This is a genomic window from Carnobacterium sp. (assembly GCF_040274945.1).
In the GTDB taxonomy this organism is placed as follows: Bacteria; Bacillota; Bacilli; order Lactobacillales; family Carnobacteriaceae; genus Carnobacterium_B.
Genome location: NZ_JBEMAR010000002.1, coordinates 187,893 through 210,401, shown reverse-complemented (window position 1 = coordinate 210,401; position 22,509 = coordinate 187,893). Strand labels below are relative to the sequence as shown.

General features: G+C 35.4%; 21 protein-coding genes. 14 read left to right on the top strand and 7 right to left on the bottom strand.

From position 1 onward, the window contains the following. Positions 1 to 85: 85 nt before the first annotated feature. Positions 86 to 490, bottom strand: coding sequence for a transcriptional regulator Spx (gene spx, locus ABS916_RS03385; RefSeq protein ID WP_350450566.1), 405 nt, complete (start codon positions 488 to 490; stop codon positions 86 to 88). A 267-nt stretch (positions 491 to 757) separates the two neighbouring features. On the opposite strand from spx, the gene gcvT reads away from it, so the two are divergent. From gcvT to gcvPB, 4 genes are read left to right on the top strand one after another with little or no spacing between them, the layout of a single operon-like run. Next, complete coding sequence (gcvT, locus tag ABS916_RS03380; RefSeq protein WP_350450565.1) at positions 758 to 1,870, top strand: glycine cleavage system aminomethyltransferase GcvT; 1,113 nt, start codon at positions 758 to 760, stop codon at positions 1,868 to 1,870. Between the two features lie 31 nt (positions 1,871 to 1,901). Beyond that, positions 1,902 to 2,300 carry a glycine cleavage system protein GcvH gene (gene gcvH / locus ABS916_RS03375; RefSeq protein ID WP_350450564.1) on the top strand — a complete coding sequence of 133 codons (399 nt, stop codon included), beginning with the start codon at positions 1,902 to 1,904 and terminating at the stop codon, positions 2,298 to 2,300. 4 nt (positions 2,301 to 2,304) lie between these two features. Next, entirely contained in the window at positions 2,305 to 3,651 is a 1,347-nt protein-coding gene (gcvPA, locus tag ABS916_RS03370; protein ID WP_350450563.1) for an aminomethyl-transferring glycine dehydrogenase subunit GcvPA, read from the top strand. Further along, positions 3,648 to 5,108 carry an aminomethyl-transferring glycine dehydrogenase subunit GcvPB gene (gene gcvPB, locus ABS916_RS03365; RefSeq protein ID WP_350450562.1) on the top strand — a complete coding sequence of 487 codons (1,461 nt, stop codon included), beginning with the start codon at positions 3,648 to 3,650 and terminating at the stop codon, positions 5,106 to 5,108. The genes gcvPA and gcvPB overlap by 4 nt, the downstream gene beginning before the upstream one ends. A 114-nt stretch (positions 5,109 to 5,222) precedes the next feature. On the opposite strand, the gene ABS916_RS03360 is transcribed toward gcvPB, so the two are convergent. Both ABS916_RS03360 and ABS916_RS03355 read right to left on the bottom strand, forming a co-directional pair. After that, entirely contained in the window at positions 5,223 to 6,587 is a 1,365-nt protein-coding gene (locus tag ABS916_RS03360) for an FAD-binding oxidoreductase (protein WP_350450561.1), read from the bottom strand. Positions 6,588 to 6,836: 249 nt separating this feature from the next. Then, the gene (locus ABS916_RS03355; RefSeq protein ID WP_350450560.1) at positions 6,837 to 7,571 is read right to left on the bottom strand and encodes a YjjG family noncanonical pyrimidine nucleotidase; all 735 of its coding nucleotides are present in this window, start codon (positions 7,569 to 7,571) and stop codon (positions 6,837 to 6,839) included. 126 nt (positions 7,572 to 7,697) lie between these two features. On the opposite strand from ABS916_RS03355, the gene ABS916_RS03350 reads away from it, so the two are divergent. The 5 genes from ABS916_RS03350 (at position 7,698) to ABS916_RS03330 (ending at position 10,560) form a co-directional block, all read left to right on the top strand. Further along, positions 7,698 to 8,027 (top strand): DUF6054 family protein, encoded by a 330-nt coding sequence (locus ABS916_RS03350; RefSeq protein WP_350450559.1) that lies wholly within the window; start codon positions 7,698 to 7,700, stop codon positions 8,025 to 8,027. Between the two features lie 139 nt (positions 8,028 to 8,166). Next, positions 8,167 to 8,814: a CAP domain-containing protein gene (locus ABS916_RS03345; protein WP_350450558.1), complete on the top strand. Its 648-nt coding sequence runs from the start codon at positions 8,167 to 8,169 to the stop codon at positions 8,812 to 8,814. A 156-nt stretch (positions 8,815 to 8,970) separates the two neighbouring features. Beyond that, entirely contained in the window at positions 8,971 to 9,555 is a 585-nt protein-coding gene (locus tag ABS916_RS03340; protein ID WP_350450557.1) for a cob(I)yrinic acid a,c-diamide adenosyltransferase, read from the top strand. Between the two features lie 47 nt (positions 9,556 to 9,602). Next, complete coding sequence (locus ABS916_RS03335; RefSeq protein ID WP_350450556.1) at positions 9,603 to 10,022, top strand: DUF4430 domain-containing protein; 420 nt, start codon at positions 9,603 to 9,605, stop codon at positions 10,020 to 10,022. Beyond that, on the top strand, positions 10,009 to 10,560 hold the full coding sequence (locus ABS916_RS03330; RefSeq protein ID WP_350450555.1) for an ECF transporter S component: 552 nt from the start codon (positions 10,009 to 10,011) through the stop codon (positions 10,558 to 10,560). The genes ABS916_RS03335 and ABS916_RS03330 overlap by 14 nt, the downstream gene beginning before the upstream one ends. Before the next feature lie 321 nt (positions 10,561 to 10,881). Here the strand turns inward: ABS916_RS03330 and ABS916_RS03325 are convergent, their stop codons facing one another. Next, positions 10,882 to 12,366 carry a peptidoglycan DD-metalloendopeptidase family protein gene (locus tag ABS916_RS03325; RefSeq protein ID WP_350450554.1) on the bottom strand — a complete coding sequence of 495 codons (1,485 nt, stop codon included), beginning with the start codon at positions 12,364 to 12,366 and terminating at the stop codon, positions 10,882 to 10,884. A gap of 265 nt (positions 12,367 to 12,631) precedes the next feature. Between ABS916_RS03325 and ABS916_RS03320 the strand changes: the two genes are divergently transcribed. Then, complete coding sequence (locus ABS916_RS03320) at positions 12,632 to 13,531, top strand: ROK family protein (RefSeq protein WP_350450553.1); 900 nt, start codon at positions 12,632 to 12,634, stop codon at positions 13,529 to 13,531. 144 nt (positions 13,532 to 13,675) lie between these two features. Next, positions 13,676 to 15,445, top strand: coding sequence for an ammonium transporter (locus ABS916_RS03315; RefSeq protein WP_350450552.1), 1,770 nt, complete (start codon positions 13,676 to 13,678; stop codon positions 15,443 to 15,445). A 61-nt stretch (positions 15,446 to 15,506) separates the two neighbouring features. Here ABS916_RS03315 and ABS916_RS03310 read toward each other — a convergent pair whose 3' ends face one another. Genes ABS916_RS03310 through ABS916_RS03300 form a run of 3 tightly spaced genes read right to left on the bottom strand, consistent with a single transcriptional unit; the run spans position 15,507 to position 17,730 of the window. Continuing rightward, positions 15,507 to 16,118 carry a hypothetical protein gene (locus ABS916_RS03310; protein ID WP_350450551.1) on the bottom strand — a complete coding sequence of 204 codons (612 nt, stop codon included), beginning with the start codon at positions 16,116 to 16,118 and terminating at the stop codon, positions 15,507 to 15,509. Then, complete coding sequence (gene floA / locus ABS916_RS03305; RefSeq protein WP_350450550.1) at positions 16,118 to 17,119, bottom strand: flotillin-like protein FloA; 1,002 nt, start codon at positions 17,117 to 17,119, stop codon at positions 16,118 to 16,120. Before floA ends, ABS916_RS03310 begins: the two co-directional genes overlap by 1 nt. 2 nt (positions 17,120 to 17,121) lie before the next feature. Further along, a complete protein-coding gene (locus ABS916_RS03300; protein ID WP_226776605.1) occupies positions 17,122 to 17,730 on the bottom strand; it encodes an NfeD family protein in 609 nt (202 codons plus the stop codon). 502 nt (positions 17,731 to 18,232) lie between these two features. On the opposite strand from ABS916_RS03300, the gene glgB reads away from it, so the two are divergent. The 3 genes from glgB to glgD are packed head-to-tail and all read left to right on the top strand — an operon-like array spanning position 18,233 to position 22,508. Then, positions 18,233 to 20,143: a 1,4-alpha-glucan branching protein GlgB gene (glgB, locus tag ABS916_RS03295; protein ID WP_502880579.1), complete on the top strand. Its 1,911-nt coding sequence runs from the start codon at positions 18,233 to 18,235 to the stop codon at positions 20,141 to 20,143. 54 nt (positions 20,144 to 20,197) lie between these two features. Next, positions 20,198 to 21,346 carry a glucose-1-phosphate adenylyltransferase gene (locus ABS916_RS03290; protein ID WP_350450548.1) on the top strand — a complete coding sequence of 383 codons (1,149 nt, stop codon included), beginning with the start codon at positions 20,198 to 20,200 and terminating at the stop codon, positions 21,344 to 21,346. Next, complete coding sequence (gene glgD / locus ABS916_RS03285; RefSeq protein ID WP_350450547.1) at positions 21,336 to 22,508, top strand: glucose-1-phosphate adenylyltransferase subunit GlgD; 1,173 nt, start codon at positions 21,336 to 21,338, stop codon at positions 22,506 to 22,508. Before ABS916_RS03290 ends, glgD begins: the two co-directional genes overlap by 11 nt. The last annotated feature ends 1 nt before the right edge of the window (position 22,509 follow it).

The window sequence follows — 22,509 nt, the reverse complement described above, 5'->3', positions numbered from 1 at the left end:
GGGTAAGTTATGCGAATTTACGCATAAACTTACCCACTAAGAGAACTAATAAACCAAATCATGTTAATGATTTGGTTTATGGTCATTAGAAATTAACCGGTAATTGATCGTGTAATTTTGATAGTTCAATTTTTCTGATTTCCCTTGGCAAAAAGCAACGGATGTCTTCTTCGTTATAACCGACGAGTAACCGTTTATTATCGACAAGAATAGGACGACGCATAATACCTGGATGTTGCTGAATGAGTTTTAGCACTCTTCCTAAAGGCATTTCTTCTATGTTGATATCCAACTCTCTTAAAGCTTGAGAACGTTGCGAGATGATTTCATTTGTTCCATTTTCCGTTAGTTGCAAAATAGCTCTCAATTCCTCATCCGTTATTTTTTCAGTGAATACATTCTTTTCAGTAAATGGAATGTCATGTTCTTCTAACCATGATCGGGCTTTGCGACAAGAGGTACAACTAGCAGATGAATATAACGTAATCATGTGTAACCCTCCTTCTCAATTTCATTGAATAGTAGTATACTATATCAATATACGTAAACGTTTTCAATCAAAAGCTTAAGTGAAATGCTCTTAAAAAGCAATCATTTTGCCTACAGTTAAATAGATGAATAAAAATTTATTCTTAACAATTTTGATTGTAGACTATGAAATTGTTCGTTAAAATGGTAAATTTAATTTAATAAATCAGTTAAAAAGGAACGACAAGAGAATGAAGTTTGGCATATTACGATAGAATGAGGAGATAAAATGGGAAAAGAATTGAAAAGAACACCTTTATTCAATTATTATAAAGAGAATGATATCAAGTTGATGGATTTTGGAGGTTGGGCTTTACCTATTCAATTTTCTAGTATAGCAGATGAACATAAAAGTGTACGCGAAAAAGCTGGTTTATTTGATGTCTCACATATGGGAGAGATTCTTGTAAAAGGAGCAGGTTCCGAAGGGTTTCTAAATCATATATTAACGAATGATGTCTCAAAACTTACTGTTGGTAAAGCTCAATATAACGCCATGGTTTATGAAAATGGTGGTACAATTGATGATTTGATTATTTTTAAATTAGATAAACTAGGATACTTAGTAACTCCTAATGCTTCGAACACCGAAAAAGTTTTTCAATGGATGAAAAATGAAATAGTCGAAGACGTTATTTTAGAAAATAGGTCTGAGGATATTGGATTGATTGCACTTCAAGGGCCATATGCTGAGAGAATTTTGCAAAAATTAGCAGATGATGATTTAAGTAAACTTAAACCGTTCCATTTTTTTCAGCATGTTGCTTTAAACGATATTACGTCAGTACTGATTTCTCGCACGGGGTACACTGGAGAAGATGGTTTTGAACTGTACTTAGAAACGGATGAAACTGAGAAATTATGGCATCTTATAGTAGAAGCCGGTATGGAAGAGGGTTTACAGATTTGCGGATTGGGTGCTCGTGACACTTTACGTTTAGAAGCGAGTTTATCTTTATATGGAAATGAATTATCAGATGAGATTTCCCCTCTTCAAGGAGGAATTGAATTTGCTGTTAAGACTAAAAAGGAAGCTGATTTTATTGGTAAGGCTGCTTTAACAGCGCAACTAAAAAATGGAGTGGATAAAAAAATAACAGGTCTGGAACTCATTGGAAAAGGAATTGCACGACATGGATACAAAGTGTTTAATGAAGCTGGTTCGGAAATTGGGGTAATCACTTCAGGAACAAAATCTCCAACACTTGGCAATAGTATTGCATTAGCTTTATTGTCTACAAATGGCAATGAAATTGGGACAAAAGTGAAAATTGAGATTCGTAATAAATTGGTGGATGCTGTAATCGTGCAACTACCGTTTTATAAAAGAGAAATCGATTAAAAAAGAAGGAAAGAAAAGGAGTGTTTTAATCATGACAGAGGATAGATTATACAGCAAGGAACATGAATGGATATTACCATTAGGGGAAGATGCAGTACGTGTTGGGATTACAGATTATGCGGTTAAACAACTGGGAGACGTTGTCTATGTAGAAGTACCAGAAGTGGATGCAGAAGTCTCTATTGGTAGTGAAATGGGTACGGTAGAATCCATCAAATCGGCTTCAGAGATTTTTGCGCCGGTCACAGGAATCATTCTAGCAGTTAACGAAGAATTAGAAGATGCTCCAGAATTAGTGAATGCTTCTCCTTTTGAAGAAGGTTGGTTTGCTGAAATCCAATTAGAAAATCCTATTGAATTAGAAGGATTATTAAACGAAGAAAATTACCAAGCCTATGTTGCAGAACTGGCAGTTGAAGAGGAGGCATAAGCGATTGAATGAATTTAGATACCTGCCTGATACTGCACAAGATCAAAAAGATATGTTAGACTTTTTAGGGATTGAGTCAGTTGAAGAATTATTTTCAGATATTCCAGCACACATCACCTTAAACGAAGGTTTAGCCATTCCATCTGCTCTTCATGAATCGGGGCTAACAAAAAAAATGAGGTATTTAGCAGCTAAAAATGCTACTGCACATGAATACAGCCTCTTTTTAGGAGCAGGAACATATGACCATTACATTCCAAGTGTAGTAGACCATGTGATTTCTCGTTCCGAATTTTATACGGCCTACACGCCTTATCAAGCAGAAGCTAGCCAAGGAGAACTGCAAGCATTATTTGAATTTCAATCAATGGTGTGCGAATTGACCGGTATGGATGCAGCCAATTCTTCACTGTATGATGGATTCACTTCACTTGGTGAAGCTGCTACTTTAGCTATTGGAGCCACAAAGCGTTCTAAAATTCTTATCTCTAAAGCTGTTCATCCACAAGGAAGAGAAGTTTTGCAAACTGTTGCAAAGGGGCAAGAATACCAAGTTGAAGAGATTGATTTACTTAATGACAGTACTAATTTATCTTTGTTAGCAGAACAATTAGATCATGAAACAGCAGCGGTTGTGGTCCAATACCCTAATTTTTTTGGTTCAGTTGAGGATTTGACGGCAATTAAAGAAGTGGCAGCAGCCAAAAAAGCTTTGCTTATTGTTATGGCAAATCCTTTAGCTCTAGCCTTACTAGAACCACCTGGTAAGCTAGGAGCGGATATTGTTGTGGGGGACATGCAACCCATGGGATTAGCCATGAACTTTGGCGGACCCCACTGCGGTTATTTTGCAGTTAAGAAGAAACATATGCGTAAGATCCCTGGACGTATCGTTGGTCAAACTACGGATACTGAAGGGAAGCGCGGATTTGTTCTAACACTTCAAGCACGTGAACAGCATATACGTCGTGAAAAAGCGACTTCCTATATGAGTTCAAACCAAGCATTAAATGCTTTAGCGTCATCTGTTTTTATGTCTGCTTTAGGTAAAGAAGGCTTACAGAAGATGGCTCAACTCAATATTGAAAAAGCAGCTTACATGGCGAAACAATTGGAGAGTAAAGGTTTCTCAATAAAGAATAAAGCAGCCTTTTTCAATGAATTTATTCTTCAGCTGAATAAACCAGTCGGAACAATCAATCAGGAATTACTTCAAAAAGGATTTATTGGAGGATATGATTTAGAGCCTGATTATGGCTTGGAGAATGAAGTCTTAATAGCTGTTACGGAGCAACGTACAAAAGAAGAAATCGATCAATTTATTGAAGCACTGGAGGGGATGACTAAATGACGGAATACAATGAATTGATTTTTGAAATAAGTCAACCCGGACGTACTGCTTTTAGCCTTCCCGAAAGTGATGTTCCTTCAGTTGATTTGATGGCTAAGTTTCCAGAACACTTGATTCGCCAAGAGCCAGCCGAATTGCCAGAAGTATCAGAACCTCAATTGATGAGGCATTATACTTCTTTATCAACGAAAAATTTTGGCGTGGATAATGGCTTTTACCCACTGGGTTCATGTACGATGAAATACAATCCAAAAATTAATGAAGATGTCGCTCGTTATGACGGATTCGCAGCAGTCCATCCATTTCAACCAATTGAAACAGTTCAAGGAGCTTTTCAATTACTTTATGAGTTACAAGAAGATCTGCAAGTTATATCCGGCATGGATGCCATTACTTTGCAACCAGCAGCTGGTGCTCAAGGGGAATGGACGGGGTTAATGATGATGAAGGGCTATCATTCTAAAAATGGTGATGGAGCAACTAGAACGAAGGTTTTAGTTCCAGATTCTGCTCATGGGACAAATCCTGCTAGTGCTCATGCTGCCGGTTTTGATGTTGTAGAAATTCCTTCTAATTCAAATGGAACAGTGGATTTAGTTGCATTAAAGAAACAAGTTGGCGACGATACTGCTGGTTTGATGTTGACCAATCCGAATACCCTAGGTATCTTTGAAAAAGATATTATAGAGATGGCTGAAATTGTTCATCAAGCAGGTGGACTTGTTTATTATGATGGAGCAAATTTGAATGCTATTTTAGGTCAGACAACTCCAGGAATGATGGGTTTTGATATCGTTCATTTGAATCTACATAAATCTTTTAGTACTCCACATGGTGGAGGAGGTCCTGGTTCTGGTCCAGTAGGAGTCAAAGAATTCTTAATTCCTTATTTACCTGTCCCACGAATTGAAAAACATGAAGGCCAGTACATCCTAAATACGGACTACCCTGATTCTATTGGTCGAGTAAAAGGCTATTATGGAAATTTTGGGGTCAATGTTCGTGCGTATACGTATATACGCACAATGGGGCCTGAAGGATTAAGACAAGTATCCGAAAGTGCCGTATTGCATGCCAATTATTTACGTAAGAAATTAGAGCCTTATTACGATACACCTTATACTCAATACAGCAAGCATGAATTTGTTTTATCCGGGTCAAGACAGAAAAAACTTGGGGTTCCAACGACTAGTATTGCAAAACGGATTCTCGATTTTGGGTATTACGCTCCAACAGTTTATTTCCCTTTAATTGTGGAAGAAGCATTAATGATTGAACCAACGGAGACGGAAACAAAAGAGACGTTGGATACATTTGCAGAGGCACTGATTCAAATTGCTAAAGAAGTTGAAGAAACACCAGAATTAGTGTTAACAGCACCACATACAACCGTTGTAAAACGGTTAGATGAAGTGAAAGCTGCAAGACAGCTCATTGTTAAGTACTCAAAGGAATAGAATGAAAGAACAACCCAACCTCGTAATTTTACGAAGTTGGGTTGTTTTGTTTTAAAACCAAACATAATGGTCTAAAGCTATACGGATTTAACTACTTTTTATACTATTACGATTTTACATCACTTTTGTTGGATTCAAACGACCGTCTGGATCAAAAACTTGTTTAATTTTACGCATGTAAGATAAATAATTTGGATCAGTCATTTTAGCAAGATAAGGTTTTTTGATAATTCCGATACCATGTTCTGCAGAAGGGAGTCCACCAAGCTCTTTAATTTTTGCGTACATTTTTGTCAACACGTCATCACGTTTTGTTTCCCACTCTTGTTGATCTTCTATCGTTCCACGAGCAACACAAGTGTGAAGATTTCCATCTCCAGCATGTCCAAAACTAATCATGCTTAGACCACTTTCAGCTTCTAATTGTTTTGTGTATTGGTAAAGTACAGAAAGTTGATTAATAGGAACAGTTTCATCCATCGTTACTTGTTCAGTGTAATTTACAACTGCAGTTAACAAAGAATCACGTAATGCCCATGCCGTTTTCTCTAGTTCAGGTGTGTCTAGAATAACGATTTCTAAAACATTATGAGGCTGAACACTTTTTTCAAGCAATTGAACACGATTCATAATTGCCTCTATGCTGTCGCCATCTAATGTCGTTAAAAGATACGATTCTCCTTGTTGACTAGGAAAAAGAACACCATTTTCTTTTTCACTCAAGTGGATCGTTTCTCTTTCAAAAAATTCAAGAGCAGTTGGATCAACTCCATTTTGCAAAATAGATAAAACAGCATCTGTCGACTCTTTAAGAGTAGGAAAAGCGACAATAAGAGATAAACTAGCTTTGGGCAATGGAATGACTTTTAACTTGATTTGAGTAGTAATTCCAAGTGTTCCTTCAGATCCAATAAATAAATCTTTTAAATCATAACCAGAACTATTTTTGATATTTACACTACCTAAAGTCAATTCTTCACCAGTTGCTAAAACGACATCCAATTGACGAACGTAATCTCTTGTTACGCCATATTTAACTGCGCGCATGCCACCAGCATTTGTAGCAATATTCCCACCAATAGAAGAATTTTTTGAGCCAGGATCAGGTGGGTAGAAGAAACCTTTACTTTCAACGAACTCTTGGATCTCATGAAGCAACACACCTGGTTCAACCGTTAAGGTCAATGTTTCTAAATCTAAATCGATGATTTGGTTCATTAGGTGTAAGTCAATAATCAATTCATTTTGAACTGGAGCCGTTGCACCAGATAACCCTGTACCTGCTCCGCGAGCAATAATGGAAAGATTTTCTTGATTAGCAAATTTAACTAACGCAATAACCTCAGATTTTGTTTTGGGTAATGCAACGCCATAAACGCTCTCAGCATGACCTACATATTCATCAAACAAATATTTTTCAGGAACTTCTTTCCCTTCAAAAACACGGGTTGAGTCGGTAATAATCTCTTTTAATGACATAAAAAATCTCCTTTTGGGTATAAAATAGATAAGTATTTTAGTTCTTACATTCATTAGTTTAGCACTTAACTACTAGAAAATGCAATTGAATTATAGCATAAGAATGCTCTGAAACGTTGCTAAATCAATGATTTAAAAAGTGGTATAGGTCAATTTTGTGAAAAAAGTTAATGTGTCATTCTTTTTATAAAATAATTGGAACAAAACTAAAAAGGATAGAGATGGAAGTCTCTACCTCTTTTTAGCTGATTAGAAAGTTACTACAGAATGTCTATTAGGTGTTTCCTTTGTAGAATTAGGTGCTAAAAGCATATTTTCTAATGTTTGTAGTCGGTGAATCTCATAAGTTGGAATATGTGTTACGTTTATAGGTCCTTTAGGATTAAACCAACATGTATCGATTCCAGCATTTATTCCGCCTTGAATGTCAGAAGTTAAAGAATCTCCAATAATTAATGTCTTATCCGCAGCATGGTAAGGGATTTTTTCAAAAACATGATTAAAAAATTCTTTCATAGGCTTTTGATAGCCAACTTCTTCAGAAACAAAAATATCTTTAAAGTAAGTGGTCAGTTCTGAGTTGTTTAGACGGATGAATTGCGTACGTGCAACCCCATTTGTTACCACATAAAGGTCATACTGTTTGGCTAATTTCTGAAGTAAAGATTTTGCGCCATCAATCAATACGGCACTTTCTTCTAAATATTGTCTATATAAGTTATCTAAATGAACCCCATTTAATGTTAATCCAACCTTTTTAAATAAAATTGAAAAGCGGGTATGCAATAATTCTTCCCGTTTAATTTCTCCTTTTTCAAAAGAAGACCATAATTTTTGGTTCATTTCTTGATAAAAGTGCTTAATATCATCTGTCAAGACAACATTGTGTTCACTAAATAATTTTTGTAAAGCATAATTTTCAGCGGCTTTAAAATCAAGCAATGTATCATCTACATCAAATAAAAGTGTTTGGTATTGTTTCAAATGAGTGAACCTCCTTAATAAATTAGTTGTTTTAAATATTCTTTAAAAAGTATACCATTTATCTTGTATAGAGGTAGAATGTTCAGCATAATAAAGGTAACTAATCAAATTTAAAGGATGGATGAAATGAAAGAAAAACAAGTTATATTGAATGGGAATAGTTTTGATATTTTGGAATATTTTAAACAGCATTTAACTGTTGATAATTATGAACAATCGACTACCTACGGACTTAATTTTGAATATGGAAAAGGCTTTTTAACTGTTTTTGAAAAATACTTTTCCAGAAATGACAGCGTAGCAAGTTTGACTCTTCATATCCATCCTTTAGAAAATGAACAAGTTGAAGTGATCATGATCGTATCAGGCAGTGAAACTGGGATTTTCAAAATAGATTGGTGGATAGGAAAGTCTATCATGAAAACAATGGATAAATTAATAGAGGAACTTAGTTAGATAGATAAAAAAGTAAGTTGATCAAGTTTAAATGTGAGAATAAAACAATCGTTTTCCTTTTAACGTATATGTGTACTCAATCATTTTTGGTATACTACAAGCAGTAAGTGAATGAGAACAAAAAGAAAGGTTTGATGGAATGAGAAAATTTTTCTCATATAGTTTACTTTTGATCGTATTAATTGGTTTTGGCTACTGGCTGGGCAGTACGACTAGTTTAGAAGGTACAAAAATTAGTGATGCTATCTCTCTAATGGAGAATAAATTAAAAGATAATCCATTAGTACTTGTAGAAGAATCCCCAGATACGAGTGAACAAGAACAATCAACGAGTATGGATTCAGCAAGCACGAATGATTTAACAGAAACCAATGAAATTGACGTTGCAGTTGTGGAGAACCGAATGTTAGAGTTATTAAATGATTTAAGAAGTGAAGTGGGTGTTGCACCTGTAAGTTCAAATGATCAATTAAAAAAAGCAGCTAATATACGAGCAATTGAAATAGAAGAATCGTTTTCTCATACACGACCAGATGGAAAAGCTACTTTTACCGTATTAGAAGAGCCGGAAGTTAACTATTCTTACCGATTAGCAGGAGAAAATTTAGCAATGGGAACGAATTACCTAGCGGAAAAAGAAATGGCTGAATGGTTGTTTAAAGGATTAAAAGATAGTCCAGGACATTATGAAAATATGATAAAAAAAGATTTTGAAGAAGTGGGAATTGGGGTTCATTATGATGGCACCAATCTTTATATTGTTCAAATTTTTGGAACACCATTATAAGTGAATTATGCATAAATCCATCAGATGAATAGTAAAAAAGATTGAGTTATTAAACTCAATCTTTTTTTGTTACCACTACATGTTGTGGTTGAAAAATAAATTCATCTGATATATAGTGGTTTTAAGCAGATGCAACTAAATGGGAGGGGGATTTTTGTGCAACTTTATACAAAGACGGGCGATAAAGGGTATACAAGTTTAATTGGCGGCGAGAAGGTAAGAAAAGACGCAAATCGGGTGGATGCCTATGGAACAATAGATGAACTGAATTCATTGATCGGATATATTGTGAGCCAATTAGAAGAAAGAGATTCATCGTTAAAAGGAGAACTTATTGAAATGCAGCAGAATCTATTTGATTGCGGAACAGACTTAGCTACTCCCCATGGGAAAGGAACCTATAAAGTAACAAAAGAGATGGTGCAAAACTTAGAAATGAGTATTGATGGTTATGCCGATAAAGCTCCTGAGATTTTATCATTTGTGTTACCAGGTGGACATCCGACAGCTAGTCTTTTACATATGGCACGAACAGTTGTTAGAAGAGCAGAAAGATCTATCGTTAGTCTAGGGTTTGAAGAAACGGTGAATCAATATGTAGCAGTTTATATGAATCGATTATCTGATTATTTTTTTGCTGTTGCTAGAGCTGTTAATCATCACTATAGCGTAAAAGAAATCTTATACGAAAGAGGAGGAAAAGTTTTTCATCCTGAATTAAAAAAAGAAGATTTGAGTTAAAAAGAATAAGTGAGCAGAGTTATTCGATAATTGGAGGAATAAATAAAATGAAACTAATTAAATTAGGACTAATAGGATTAACAGCTCTTAGTTTAGCAGCCTGTGGAGAAACGTCTAGGCAAGTATCAGACTCTTCTACTGCTCAAAGTACTTCCTTAGTAGAAGGTCAGGTTAAAGAAACACTCTCTATTGTTATTGCATTAGAAGAAGACGGAAAAGAAGTTGACACAGCAACAAAAAAATTAGAAGTTTCTGAAGGTACATCAGTCTTAGAAGCTCTAAAAAAAGAATATGAAGTAGTTGAAGAAGGCGGTTTTATTGCTTCTATTGAAGGAATGAAACAAAACGATGAAGTAGGGAAGTACTGGATGTACGAAGTAAACAATACAGAGGCAACTGTAGGAGCAGCTGAATACGAGTTACAAGATGGAGATGAAGTGAAGTGGTTTTTAAATGCTTCGCAATAAAAGTGTCGAAAAACTATCCATTCAAAGAATAACCTTACTTGCCTTTCTCACAGCACTTTGCCAAGTTAGTCGACAATTGCTTCAGTTCCTGCCGAATGTCCAGCCAGTAACGGTTATCTTAATTATTTTAACGTTAACCTTAGGAATAAGTGATGCATTAATTGTAGCTGTATTGTCGATTCTTTTATCAAATATGACACTTGGGATGGGTGTTTGGACAATTGCTCAAATCGTTTCATTCTTTGTAGTGGTTTTGGTTACTGGACTAGTAATCAAACCTATGTTTAAAAAAGTTCCTTTTGCACTGATGGTTTTTTATGCCGGATTTACAGGCTATTTATATGGATTCATTATTTCGCTAGTCCAAGCTCCTTTTTTTGGAATTCAAAATTTTTGGGTTTATTATGCTTCAGGTATTCCTTTTGATACAATGCACGCAGTAGGGAATATCGGATTTTATTTGATCCTAGCACCGATTTTATTTCCTTTATTAAAAAAATTTCTTAATAAGTATTACTCCAATAATGATTGGAAATAAAAGGCTCTACAATTTTTAGTGTTGATTCGTTAAATCGAGTAAAGGATATTTCTGTAGGAATAAGGGCTGCTTGTAGCCATGTCTAAGGATTCAACGCGAATTACAGAGCGTTAACGCTTCAGCGGTTACGCTTTGTTTAAGGCTTGAAAGTTTGAAGACTCTGGCTTCAAACGGTCACATGGATTTTCACAAGCAAGCCCGTCTATTCCAGAAGAAATTCTATTTTATTGTATCCAAACCATTTGGTGAAGAGCCAAATAAAAAAAAGACAGAAAGTTCATCGTAAAACTGAACTTTCTGTCTTTTTTTTAACTGTTCTATTTATAAATATGAAGCAGGGTTAACACGAGTTCCATTTTTGTACATTTCAAAATGTAAATGTACACCGGTAGAAGATCCAGTTGTTCCCATTGTTCCAATTTGTTGGCCTTGAGAGACCTGTTGTCCTGGAGTAACAAGTAAACTTCCGGCAACCATGTGAGCATAAAGAGTTTGCATACCATTTCCATGGTCAATTTTTACATAGTAACCCCATGATGAATGATATCCTGCAATGACAACTGTACCACTTTGAGAGGCTACGATTGCTCCGCCACCGCCAAAGTCAATTCCTCCATGTAATTTATGCTCGCCCGTAATTGGATGTATACGGTAACCATAAGGTGAAGTTGAATATCCGCCACTAGGATGAATAAAACCTGAATTAGATGACGGTTTTGATTCTGGTTTTATTTCTGGTTGTGGTTTGGGTGTAATAGTCGGTTTTTTTGACGAACTTGAGTTACTTGAAGCTTTTGAATTACTAGAACCGTTTGATGAACTGCTCGATTTATTAGCACTTGTTGATTTATCAGGAGAAGAGCTGGCAATTGTTGTTTTTTGTTCGACAGCTTTTTTAGAAGCTTCCTCTTGCTCAGCTTTTTCTTGAGCCGCAACGGCAGTTAATCTAGCTTCTTCTTCAGCAGCAGCTTTTTTAGCTTCTTCTTCAGCAGCCTGTTGAATGGCTAACTGTCTTGCTTGTTCTTCCTCAATAATACGTTGACGTTCTTCTTGCATTTCTTCAGATAAAGTACTTGTTTGAGTAGCGATTACTTGCTGCTCTTGAACAAATGTATTTTTTTCATCTTCTGTCATATCGTATTGAATAGCAACTTGGACGATTTTATCATCCATTTCAGCTTTTTGAGCGACTAAGTTATTTTTTGATAATTCAATCGCATTTTTAGTTTCTTCAATCGCAACTTTTTCATCTTCTGCTTCTGTTTCACTTGCTTCTAATGTTGTTTGGTCCGCTTCTTGTTCAATTACAATAGTTTTATTAGCAGTAACAAGTTGATTAATAATACCTATGCGGCCTACTAAGTCTGAAAAACTTTCAGCAGTTACAATAAGGCCTATTAAATTAGAAGCACTGCCGTCCGTTTGTACAGAACGTGCTTGGTTTTCAAGTTTGCCTGTCCGTTGAGCAATTAATTCTTTTAAAGCTTCAATTTCATTTTTTAATTGTTCTACTTTTGCTTTAGACTCTTCTAATTTTTGTTCTTGATCATGTAATTTCATTACAGTTTCGTCTATTTGAACTTGCAGTGCAGTGATGTCTGATTCTAAATGACCTTTTTCTGCTTCTAAATCGTTTAAGTTTTCGTCTTGCTCTTGGATTCTATTATTAAGCTCTGATGATTGTGATTCAAGTTCGTTTTTTTGTTGTTCCATTTCTTCCAATGTGTCCGCTTGAACAACAGTTGGTAAAAATGGGCTAGCGAACATGATCGAAGCCATAATTCCTGCTAATACTCTCTTTTTCAATAGTTTACCCCCATAAATCGTCTTGCATTTTCATACTTAAAAAGTATAGCATAGATAATGAGCAGATAGGATGTTAGTTGTGTAACAAAAAGCTAGAATAGTATTACATAACAATTGTAAGCTGAAATAAACAACGGCATTCATTTTGATAATAACTGAGATAAAATAAAAAAATGGATAGCGTGTAACCGTTCTATTCACTAACAGATAGTGGTAAACTAAAGGCAAGAAAAGTAGAGTGGAAATGATGAAGGAGGCGAAAATAGTGTATTATCTAGGTATTGATATTGGAGGAACAGAAACGAATTATGGATTGATTAATGATCAAGGTGAATTAGGGGAAATTAAGACTAGAAAAACACCTATGAAATCGTTAACGCATTTCCTAGATATGATGGGAGATATTTATGATGAATATGCTCATCAAATTGAAGGTATGGCCATTAGTATGCCGGGAATTATTCATTCCAAAACTGGATATGCTGTTCATGGTGGATCTTTAAATTACATCAAGAAAATGAATATGATTGAGATGTTGGAAACGAGATGCCAAACGACGATTCATGTAGAAAATGATGGCAAAGCGGCAACCCTTGGAGAATTATGGAAAGGGAATTTAAAAGGGATTCAACATGGAGTCATGCTGAATCTTGGAACGGGTATCGGTGGAGGAATAGTAGTAAACGGTGCAGTGTTGAAAGGACAGCACTATTCTGCCGGAGAGTTTTCATTTATTAAAACGAATACGGCTAGAAGTAAGGATGCATCCTACATGTTTGGGTATCAAAATGGAATAAGGTACTTGTTTAAAAAAATAGCTTTGCAATGTAAAATACCATTAGAGTCCATGGATGGTTTTAAAATGTTTGAACTAATTGAAGGTGGAAATAAAGAAGCTGCATCCTGTTTGAATGACTACTGCTATACGTTAGCTATTCAATTATTCAACTTACAAACTATTTTAGATCCAGAAAGAATTATTATTAGCGGCGGAATCAGTGGAAATCCATTATTGATTCAACTAATTAAAGAAAACGTAAAGAAAGTGTATGAAGAGGAGTTAGGTGAAGGGGTATTTATTGTACCTGAAATAATGAAAAGCAGGTTTGGAAACAATGGAAATATCATTGGTGCTTTATACAATTATAAATTAAATGAAGAATAAAAATAAAAAGCTTTCAAACCATGTTATATAAAGTAACATGATTTGAAAGCTTTTTTAGGTTATCTTTGCAATTTAATTTAAAATGCTTGTTTGTAGCTTTTTTAAATGTTAGATTTTATAACATATAAAAAAGGAGGTAAGAATATGTTTTCATCTGTGGATACGTTATGGGTTCTTGTTGGAACGGTATTAGTATTTTTTATGCAAGCAGGTTTTGCAATGGTAGAAACTGGATTTACTAGAGCAAAAAATGCTGGTAATATTATCATGAAAAATTTGATGGATTTTGTATTAGGATCTTTAATGTACTGGATCATTGGTTTTGGAGTAATGTTTGGTCCAAGTATAGCTGGTTTAGTTGGAACACCAGATTTATTTGTACAAGGCAATTATGACACCACTATACCAGGGTATGTATTTTTAATGTTTCAAACGGTATTTGCTGCAACTGCAGCAACAATTGTTTCTGGATCAATGGCAGAAAGAACAAAATTTAGTGCATACTTAGTTTACACATTGGTTATTTCTACAGTTGTTTATCCTATTTCTGGACATTGGATCTGGGGTGGAGGATGGTTAGCACAATTAGGATTTGTCGATTTTGCTGGTTCAACAGCTGTTCATATGGTTGGTGGAGTAACAGCTTTAATCGGAGCAAAACTTGTTGGGGCTAGAATTGGAAAATACGACAATGATGGAAAAGCAAAAGCTATTCCAGGACATAGTCTAACATTAGGCGCCTTAGGCGTTTTCATTCTTTGGTTTGCTTGGTTTGGATTTAACGGTGCTTCAACGGTCTCTGCTACGGGTGACGAAACATTAGCTCTTATTGGGACGATCTTTTTAAATACAAATTTATCTGCAGTAACGGCTACCTTAGTTGCTATGGTGATTACATGGACAAAATACGGAAAACCAGATATTTCTATGACGCTAAATGGTTCGCTAGCTGGTTTAGTAGGAATTACAGCTGGATGTGCGATAGTTTCACCATTTGGAGCTGTAGCGATAGGGGCAATCTCTGCTAGTGCGTTAGTTTATGGAATTGAATTTATCGAAAAGAAAGCTAAAATTGATGACCCAGTTGGAGCATTTGGTGTTCATGGGATATCGGGATCATTAGGGACGATTCTAGTAGGGGTTTTTGCAACAGACAGAGGTTTACTTTATGGTGGTGGATTTAATCTCTTAGGCATTCAACTATTAGGAGTAGTATCTGTTGTTGTATGGGTGACCGTCACAATGGTTATTACGTTTAAACTCATTGATAAAACAATTGGGTTACGAGTAACAGAAGAAGAAGAAATTGCAGGGATGGATATTTCAGAACATGGATTAGAATCAAGCTATGGTGACTTTGTAACGGTTCCTTTTGGCCAAAAACCTCTATTTGAAGGTTTGAAATTTGAAAGTCCAGAACCTGAATTAGCATTTTCTGGTGTAGGATCTCTTGCTATCAATAAGGAAGATAGTCATGAGACAGTTGAAGTGCATGAGCAGTTAAAACAGCCTTTTACTACTGGTGAAAAGGAAGAGACTCGTTTAATGAAAGTAGACATCATAACAAATGAGTCTAAATTTGAAAATTTGAAAAAATCTTTAAATGGTATTGGTATCACAGGTATGACAGTAACAAAAGTACAAGGATATGGCCTTCAAAAAGGCCAAACAGCTTATTATAGAGGAGTTGAAATCGAAGCAGATTTGCTTCCTAAAATAAGATTAGAAGTAGTGGTTAGCAGTATTCCAGTTTCTTTGGTTATAGAAACAGCTCGAAAAGCGCTATATACGGGTACTGTTGGAGATGGGAAAATTTTTGTCTACAATGTTGAAAATGTCGTTCGAGTCAGTTCCGGAGACCAAGGAACAAAAGCTTTAGAATATGATGAAGAGAAAGAAGAAGTTAGGGTCTAATAAATAAAATAAACCAATAAGGAAGTTCTCTAAGAACTTCCTTATTGGTTTATTTACTGCTCTATTTATTGTTTCTTAAACTAACAGGTTTATCTAAAATTTCTTTGTAGATGATTCCTTTTACATAATCATTTTGAAAATGAAGTTTCTTAGCTTTAACCTCAGTTTGATAACTTGATTTTTTGGTAGAAGTTACCTTATCAATTGGGGTTAATGAAGTTAGGTCATCTCTATCAAAAAGCGTCTGACTTTTGCTTTTCTTAACGTCTTTTTCATTAAATAGAGTTGATTTTGGAGCTGTAGAAGAGTGAACGGGTTCTGGTTTTCTTTTAGTATTTTGTTGCAGATTTTCGGCTCTTCTACGAGCTGCATCTTGTTGCATGCGACTAGATAATTGTTTTGAATGCGCTTGTTGGTTTCGTTTTTGTGAAGAACCATTAGCGTTGCTTGCATACTTTTGTCGAGTGGTGTTATTCGTTAGAAAAGCATCTTTTAAGGAAATAGAATCCTTATTTTTTAAAGCTTCTCTTTGATAAGTTTGCCTTTGACTACTTTGTGATGGAGAAGAGTTGCTTCCAATAGACGCAATGAAAAAGCGGTAAATAGTAGCGATAATAGAAAAGAATGTAGTCCCTATGAGAAATAAAACGACAAGGGCTATTAAAGTATTCATTATCTATCACTTTCTCTCTCAGTAGAATCTGAAATAGAGTTTCTCATTTTAGTATCGGCATTAACATTATTCATATTGTAATAATCCATTGCTCCTAAGTTTCCTGATTTTAAAGCTTCAGCTAATGCCAAAGGTACTTCAGCTTCAGCTTCAACTACGCGTGCGCGCATTTTTTGAACTTCAGCAATCATTTCTTGCTCTTGAGCAATCGCCATAGAACGTCTTTCTTCTGCTTTAGCTTGTGCAATATTTTTATCTGCTTGGGCTTGTTCCATTTGTAAGCTGGCACCGATGTTACGCCCAACATCAATATCTGCAATATCAATGGAAAGAATTTCAAAAGCCGTACCAGAGTCTAACCCTTTTCTTAAAACAGTTTTTGAGATAGAATCTGGATTTTCTAGTACATCCGTATGTCTCGCGGCACTACCAACGGTGGTTACAATTCCTTCACCAACACGAGCAATAATGGTTTCTTCACCAGCACCACCGACTAAGCGTTCGATATTTGCACGAACAGTTACTTTAGCACGAGCTTTAACTTCGATACCATTCATTGCCATTGCAGCAATTTGAGGAGTTTCAATTACTTTAGGATTAACGCTGACTTGAACAGCTTCAAAAACATTTCTTCCTGCTAAGTCAATTGCGGCAGCTTGTTTGAAAACTAAATCAATATTTGCACGTTGTGCGGCAATCAAAGCGTCTATAACTTGATTAATATCTCCACCGGCTAGATAATGGGCTTCCAATTCATTAATATCAATATCTAAGCCAGCTTTAGTTGCTTTGATCAATGGACGGATAATGTCTTGCGGAGCTACTCGTCTTAAGCGCATTCCTACAAGTGTTCCTATATTAACTTTTACACCTGAGAAGTAGGCAGTAACCCATAATCCAACGGGTACAAAACGGAAAAATAAACTAATAACGATAATAACGATAATGGCTATGAATAAAAAGCCAATCCAATTTGTGGGGCTCTCTGCAACTGTTGTCATGTTTAATCCACTCTCCTAACACTAATTTTATATCCTTCTACTTTTGTGACAATAACGGGAACGCCTTCGTCTATGTGTTCGCCTGTACTGACAACATCTAACTCTGTACCATCGAATGCTACTTTTCCAGATGGTCTAAGAGAAGTAGTTGTTTTTCCAGTTTTTCCTAAATAAGCTGTAGCGTCATTGTTGCTCGAAAATCCGCTTTTTTTATCTAAGTTATTATTAAGAACGAGTTTTTGTAAATGTGTCAGCGAGTAACCCCTTCTTATAAGCATGATCACTAAGAATGAAGATGCGACCACAGCGATACTTAAATCGCGCAAGGTTGTTCCTAAATCATTATTGGTTAAATAGACACCGCCGATAATTAAAAGAAAACCAATTATGCCCGCTACTCCAAAGTCTGGTATAAAAACTTCAAAAATCAGAAGACAGATTCCTAAAATAAAAATAATGATGGGAATCCAATTTTCTAGACTATTTAAATAAAAATAGCCACCAAAACTTGCTAATGCTAATAGTCCTCCTAAAGTGGATTGAGGCGTTAATGCCGCTATTACTAAACCAACAAAACCAACAGTCAATAATAGTATTTCCAATCTGTTCACCCCCTTTACGATAAGCTCCTTTAATAGTTGCCTGACTAAGTTATAGTTGGACTTACCTACTATCATTTTACCATTAGTAACACCGTAACGCACTTTTAACTCAACATTTCCTAATCTTTTTTATTATTGCTTTCATCCGTCCATTATGCTGCCATTTGGCTTACTTGGTGCATTAGTCATTACGTGTGCCATTAAATTATGGGATAAAGGAACTCCATTAATAAGAAATAAAAACAATAAAGTGTTTCTAAAACATCCTCCTAAAAACATACTCGTACGGTTTTAGAGGATGTTTAAAAAAAGAAAACCCTAATAGCGTAACAGTAAGCGTTTTTTTGGAATGATGGTATACTAACTACATAATTAAATAATAAATTAACTTAAAATAAATTGAAAAATAAGTCGATTATTAAACGAATACATTGTAAAATGAAAATATGATTATAAAACGATGAAAAAATGCGATGCATAGTTGGGAGTGAATCAATTGGCGAATCGATCCATGAATGAAGATATTAAGGAAAAACTTGAAAAAGAATTGTACTTATTTAATAACGGAGAACACTTTGATAGTTATTTAACTATGGGGTGTAAATATGAAAATTATGAAGGAAATAATGGTTTTCGTTTTACTGTCTGGGCTCCCAATGCAAAAAGTGTAGGTTTAGTAGGAGATTTTTCAGATTGGCATATGGGAATTGAAATGGAAAGAATCGGAAAAACTGGCTGTTGGACGATGTTCAATGATCAAGCAATTGAAGGACAATGCTATAAATATCGAATAGAGCAATTTGATGGAACGGTAAAATTAAAAATTGATCCATATGCTTTTGAATTTGAAGTAAGACCTAACGATGCATCGATCGTAAAAGATTTGCCGGAAAAAAAATGGCGAGATGGCCTTTGGACAGCAAATAAGAAACGCTTTTCTATTTATGAACGCCCACTAAACATTTATGAAGTACACCTCAGCTCTTGGAAACACCATGAAGATGATTCATGGTACTCCATTCCCGAATTGCAGCAAGAATTAATTCCTTATGTAAAAAAAATGGGGTACACACATATTGAATTTATGCCATTGATGGAACATCCCTTAGACGCATCTTGGGGGTATCAACTGACTGGTTATTATGCGTTGTCTTCGAAATTTGGTACTATGGAAGACTTTCAAAATTTTGTAGAAGCAGCTCACCTGGCAAATATTGGTGTGTTAATGGATTGGGTACCGGGTCATTTCAATCGAAATGATTACGGAATGGTTTATTTTGATGGAACACCTCAATTTGAATACAAAGATAAGCATAAAGCAGAAAACAATCGATGGGGTACGATGAATTTTGATTTAGGAAAGGACCAAGTTCAGAGTTTTTTGATTTCAAATGCTCTTTATTGGATCGAACAATTTCATTTAGATGGGTTAAGAGTTGATGCAGTATCAAGTATGTTGTACCTCGATTATGATATTGGTGAGTGGATTCCTAATGAAGACGGAAGCAACCATAATAAGGTGGGTGTAGAATTTATACAAAAATTAAATGAAAAAGTATTTGAAAGGCATCCTGACACACTTATGATTGCTGAAGAAAGTACCGCATGGTCAAAAGTCACAAAACCTGTCTATATGGGAGGCTTAGGTTTTAACTATAAATGGAATATGGGATGGATGAATGACACACTGAAGTTTTTTGAAATGGATCCGTCATCTCGTAAGCATCATTTTAATTTAATCACCTTTTCTTTTATGTATGCATTCAACGAAAATTTTATTTTGCCATTTTCGCATGATGAAGTGGTCCATGGAAAAAAATCTTTGATACATAAAATGCCAGGTGATCGTTACAATCAATTTTCCAGCTTACGCACGTTAGAAGCGTATATGATGGTTCACCCAGGTAAAAAGTTGAATTTTATGGGAAATGATTTTGGTCAGTTTCTGGAATGGCGAATTCACGAAGGATTGGAATGGCAAAGCTTAGATGATGAAATGAATGCTAAACATTTGTATTTTATGGAATCACTAAATTTGCTGTATAAAAAAGAACGCTCACTTTGGGAAATGGACCATCAAACGCAAGGTATCCAAATTTTAGATGCGGATAATGCTGCTGAAACCATTTTAGCATTCATACGTAAAGGAAAAAAACCGCGTGACTTTGTAATCGTTATTTGTAATTTTGTTCCAAATGAACGTAAAGGCTATAAAGTAGGCGTTCCTTTTGAAGGAGTCTACGAAGAATATTTAAATACTGAGATGCAGGAATACGGAGGAGTCTGGACAACCCAGCAAGGGCCGTTGAAAACGACAAAAGAAATGACTCACCAGCAAGATTACACCATTGAATTGATTGTACCGGCAATGAGTGTTTTGATTTTACGACCAAAAAGAATTTTTGGAGTCCCAAAAAATTAATGGATAAAAAGGAGGGTAGAGGAAGAATGCTAAGCAGATTCTTCCAATAGTATAATGAAAAAAACTGAAACGTTAGCTATGATTTTGGCAGGAGGGCAAGGAACTCGGCTTGGAAAATTAACTAAAGATATTGCTAAACCGGCTGTACCATTTGGTGGGAAATATAGAATCATTGATTTTGCGTTAAGTAATTGCGCTAATTCCGGAATCAAGAATGTGGGCGTTGTGACTCAATACCAGCCTCTGGAGCTAAATACTCATGTCGGAAATGGAGAAAGCTGGGGCTTGAATACACATGATGGTGGGGCTACTATTCTACAACCCTATTCAAGTGTTGATGGAGAAAAGTGGTTTAAGGGAACGGCTCATGCTATTTATCAAAATATTGATTTTATTGATCGGTATAATCCAGAATACCTATTAGTTCTTTCAGGTGATCATATTTATAAAATGGATTATCAAGATATGATTACATTCCATAAAGAAAAAAATGCAGCTTTAACAGTAGGAGTCATTCCGGTTCCTCTTGAAGAAGCACCTCGCTTTGGAATTATGAATACTGATCAAACAGACCGAATTATTGAATTTGAAGAAAAACCATCAGAACCTAAAAGCAATTTAGCTTCAATGGGAATTTACATTTTTGACTGGCCTATGCTAAAAAGTTACCTCGTTGATAACCACGCTAAAAACCGTACAATGGAAGATTTTGGAAAAGATGTTATTCCAGCTTACTTAAGAAATAGTGAAAATATATTTGCTTATGCATTTAAAGATTACTGGAAAGATGTTGGAACAATTGAAAGTCTGTGGGAAGCAAATATGGAATTTTTAAATCCAAACCATGCCTTAAACATAAGAGATTCATCGTGGAGGGTATACACACAAAATCCTTCTGCGCCACCTCAATTTTTGACAAAATCTTCTAAAGTTTCAGATTCTATGATTGCAGATGGATGCTATATCGCTGGGGAGGTCAATCATTCTATTTTATCTCATAATGTTAAAGTGGGTAAAAACTCTATCATAAAAGACAGCTTGATTATGGCAAATGTGACCATAGGAGAAAATGTAACAATCAATTGTGCCATCATTGGAGAAAATGCAAAAATTCATGATGGAGCTCAACTTAATGGTGATGAAAAAAATATTACGGTTGTTGGCTATGCAGAAGAGGTAGGAGGGCTTAAAAATGAAGATTAATGAGCAATTATGTGCAGTATTGAATCTGGATGAATCAGAATCTCAATTAATGCCTTTAACAAAAAGAAGAGCAGTTGCTGCATTGCCATTTGGTTCACGGTATAGGTTAATTGATTTTCCACTTTCTAGTCTCTATAGTGCAGAGGTAACGTCAGTTGCTATATTTGTAAGAGGTAGGGCAAGAGCTTTAATGGATCATGTACGAAGTGGTTACCCTTGGGGAATGGAATCTACCATTGGAGGTGGGCTATTTATTCATTCTGGAGCCGAAATAAAAGAAGCTGTTGAGCAGTTGGAATCAGGGCAAATTAGCAGTTACTACCAAGATCAAATAGACTTTGTCCAACATTCGACTAAAGGATATGTCGTTGTTATGGGTAGTAAAATGCTGTGCAATGTCGATCTTAAGGCCGTTTTGAGAAATCATATTGAAAGTAAATCTGACGTCACAGTGGTATATAAAAATGTTTCCAGAGAATTTTGTTCGCCGGATTCTATTGATACATGCCTAACTTTTGAAGGAGAAGGAGAAAGTAAGGTCATTGATTTGCTTACAGCTCATGAACTTCCAAGTGAAGAAACAAAAATAGCAATCGGTATGGGCATCGCGATTATGAAAGCTGAAAAATTTATTGAATTAACAAGAGAAGCAGCTAGTAATCGAATAAAAGGAGACATCAATGTTTTAATTAGGCATAGTCTAAAAGAAACCACCGTAAATAGTTATGAGTATACAGGATATTTAAAAAATATCGATAATATTTCAAATTATTATCAAGCGAACATGGATTTGCTAGATGAAGATAATTACAATGCGTTATTTTATCGTAGCCAACCGGTTATTACAAAAGTTAAAAATGGAGCGCCTACCTATTATTCAAAAGAAGCGGATATCAGTAATTCACAGCTGGCAAGTGACTGTGTGATTGATGGAACGGTTGAAGACTCTATTATTTTCCGTAAAGTTTTAATAGAAAAAACAGCGTCGGTCAAAAATTCTTTGATTATGCAAGGCTGTAAAATTGCTCAGGGTGCCGAATTGCAATACGTTATTTTAGATAAAGGTGTAAAAATAGGTCCGGGAGTTCAATTAATAGGAACAAAAGAAAATCCTATAGTGATAGAAAAAAATAGCGAAATAACAGTTGAAAAGGAGAGCTGAA

Coding starts and splice junctions, on each gene's coding strand:
- spx (WP_350450566.1), bottom strand. CDS start 490: ATGATTACGTTATATTCATCTGCTAGTTGTACCTCTTGTCGCAAAGCC.
- gcvT (WP_350450565.1), top strand. CDS start 758: ATGGGAAAAGAATTGAAAAGAACACCTTTATTCAATTATTATAAAGAG.
- gcvH (WP_350450564.1), top strand. CDS start 1,902: ATGACAGAGGATAGATTATACAGCAAGGAACATGAATGGATATTACCA.
- gcvPB (WP_350450562.1), top strand. CDS start 3,648: ATGACGGAATACAATGAATTGATTTTTGAAATAAGTCAACCCGGACGT.
- ABS916_RS03360 (WP_350450561.1), bottom strand. CDS start 6,587: ATGTCATTAAAAGAGATTATTACCGACTCAACCCGTGTTTTTGAAGGG.
- ABS916_RS03350 (WP_350450559.1), top strand. CDS start 7,698: ATGAAAGAAAAACAAGTTATATTGAATGGGAATAGTTTTGATATTTTG.
- ABS916_RS03345 (WP_350450558.1), top strand. CDS start 8,167: ATGAGAAAATTTTTCTCATATAGTTTACTTTTGATCGTATTAATTGGT.
- ABS916_RS03335 (WP_350450556.1), top strand. CDS start 9,603: ATGAAACTAATTAAATTAGGACTAATAGGATTAACAGCTCTTAGTTTA.
- ABS916_RS03330 (WP_350450555.1), top strand. CDS start 10,009: ATGCTTCGCAATAAAAGTGTCGAAAAACTATCCATTCAAAGAATAACC.
- ABS916_RS03315 (WP_350450552.1), top strand. CDS start 13,676: ATGTTTTCATCTGTGGATACGTTATGGGTTCTTGTTGGAACGGTATTA.
- ABS916_RS03310 (WP_350450551.1), bottom strand. CDS start 16,118: ATGAATACTTTAATAGCCCTTGTCGTTTTATTTCTCATAGGGACTACA.
- floA (WP_350450550.1), bottom strand. CDS start 17,119: ATGACAACAGTTGCAGAGAGCCCCACAAATTGGATTGGCTTTTTATTC.
- glgB (WP_502880579.1), top strand. CDS start 18,233: ATGAATGAAGATATTAAGGAAAAACTTGAAAAAGAATTGTACTTATTT.
- ABS916_RS03290 (WP_350450548.1), top strand. CDS start 20,198: ATGAAAAAAACTGAAACGTTAGCTATGATTTTGGCAGGAGGGCAAGGA.
- glgD (WP_350450547.1), top strand. CDS start 21,336: ATGAAGATTAATGAGCAATTATGTGCAGTATTGAATCTGGATGAATCA.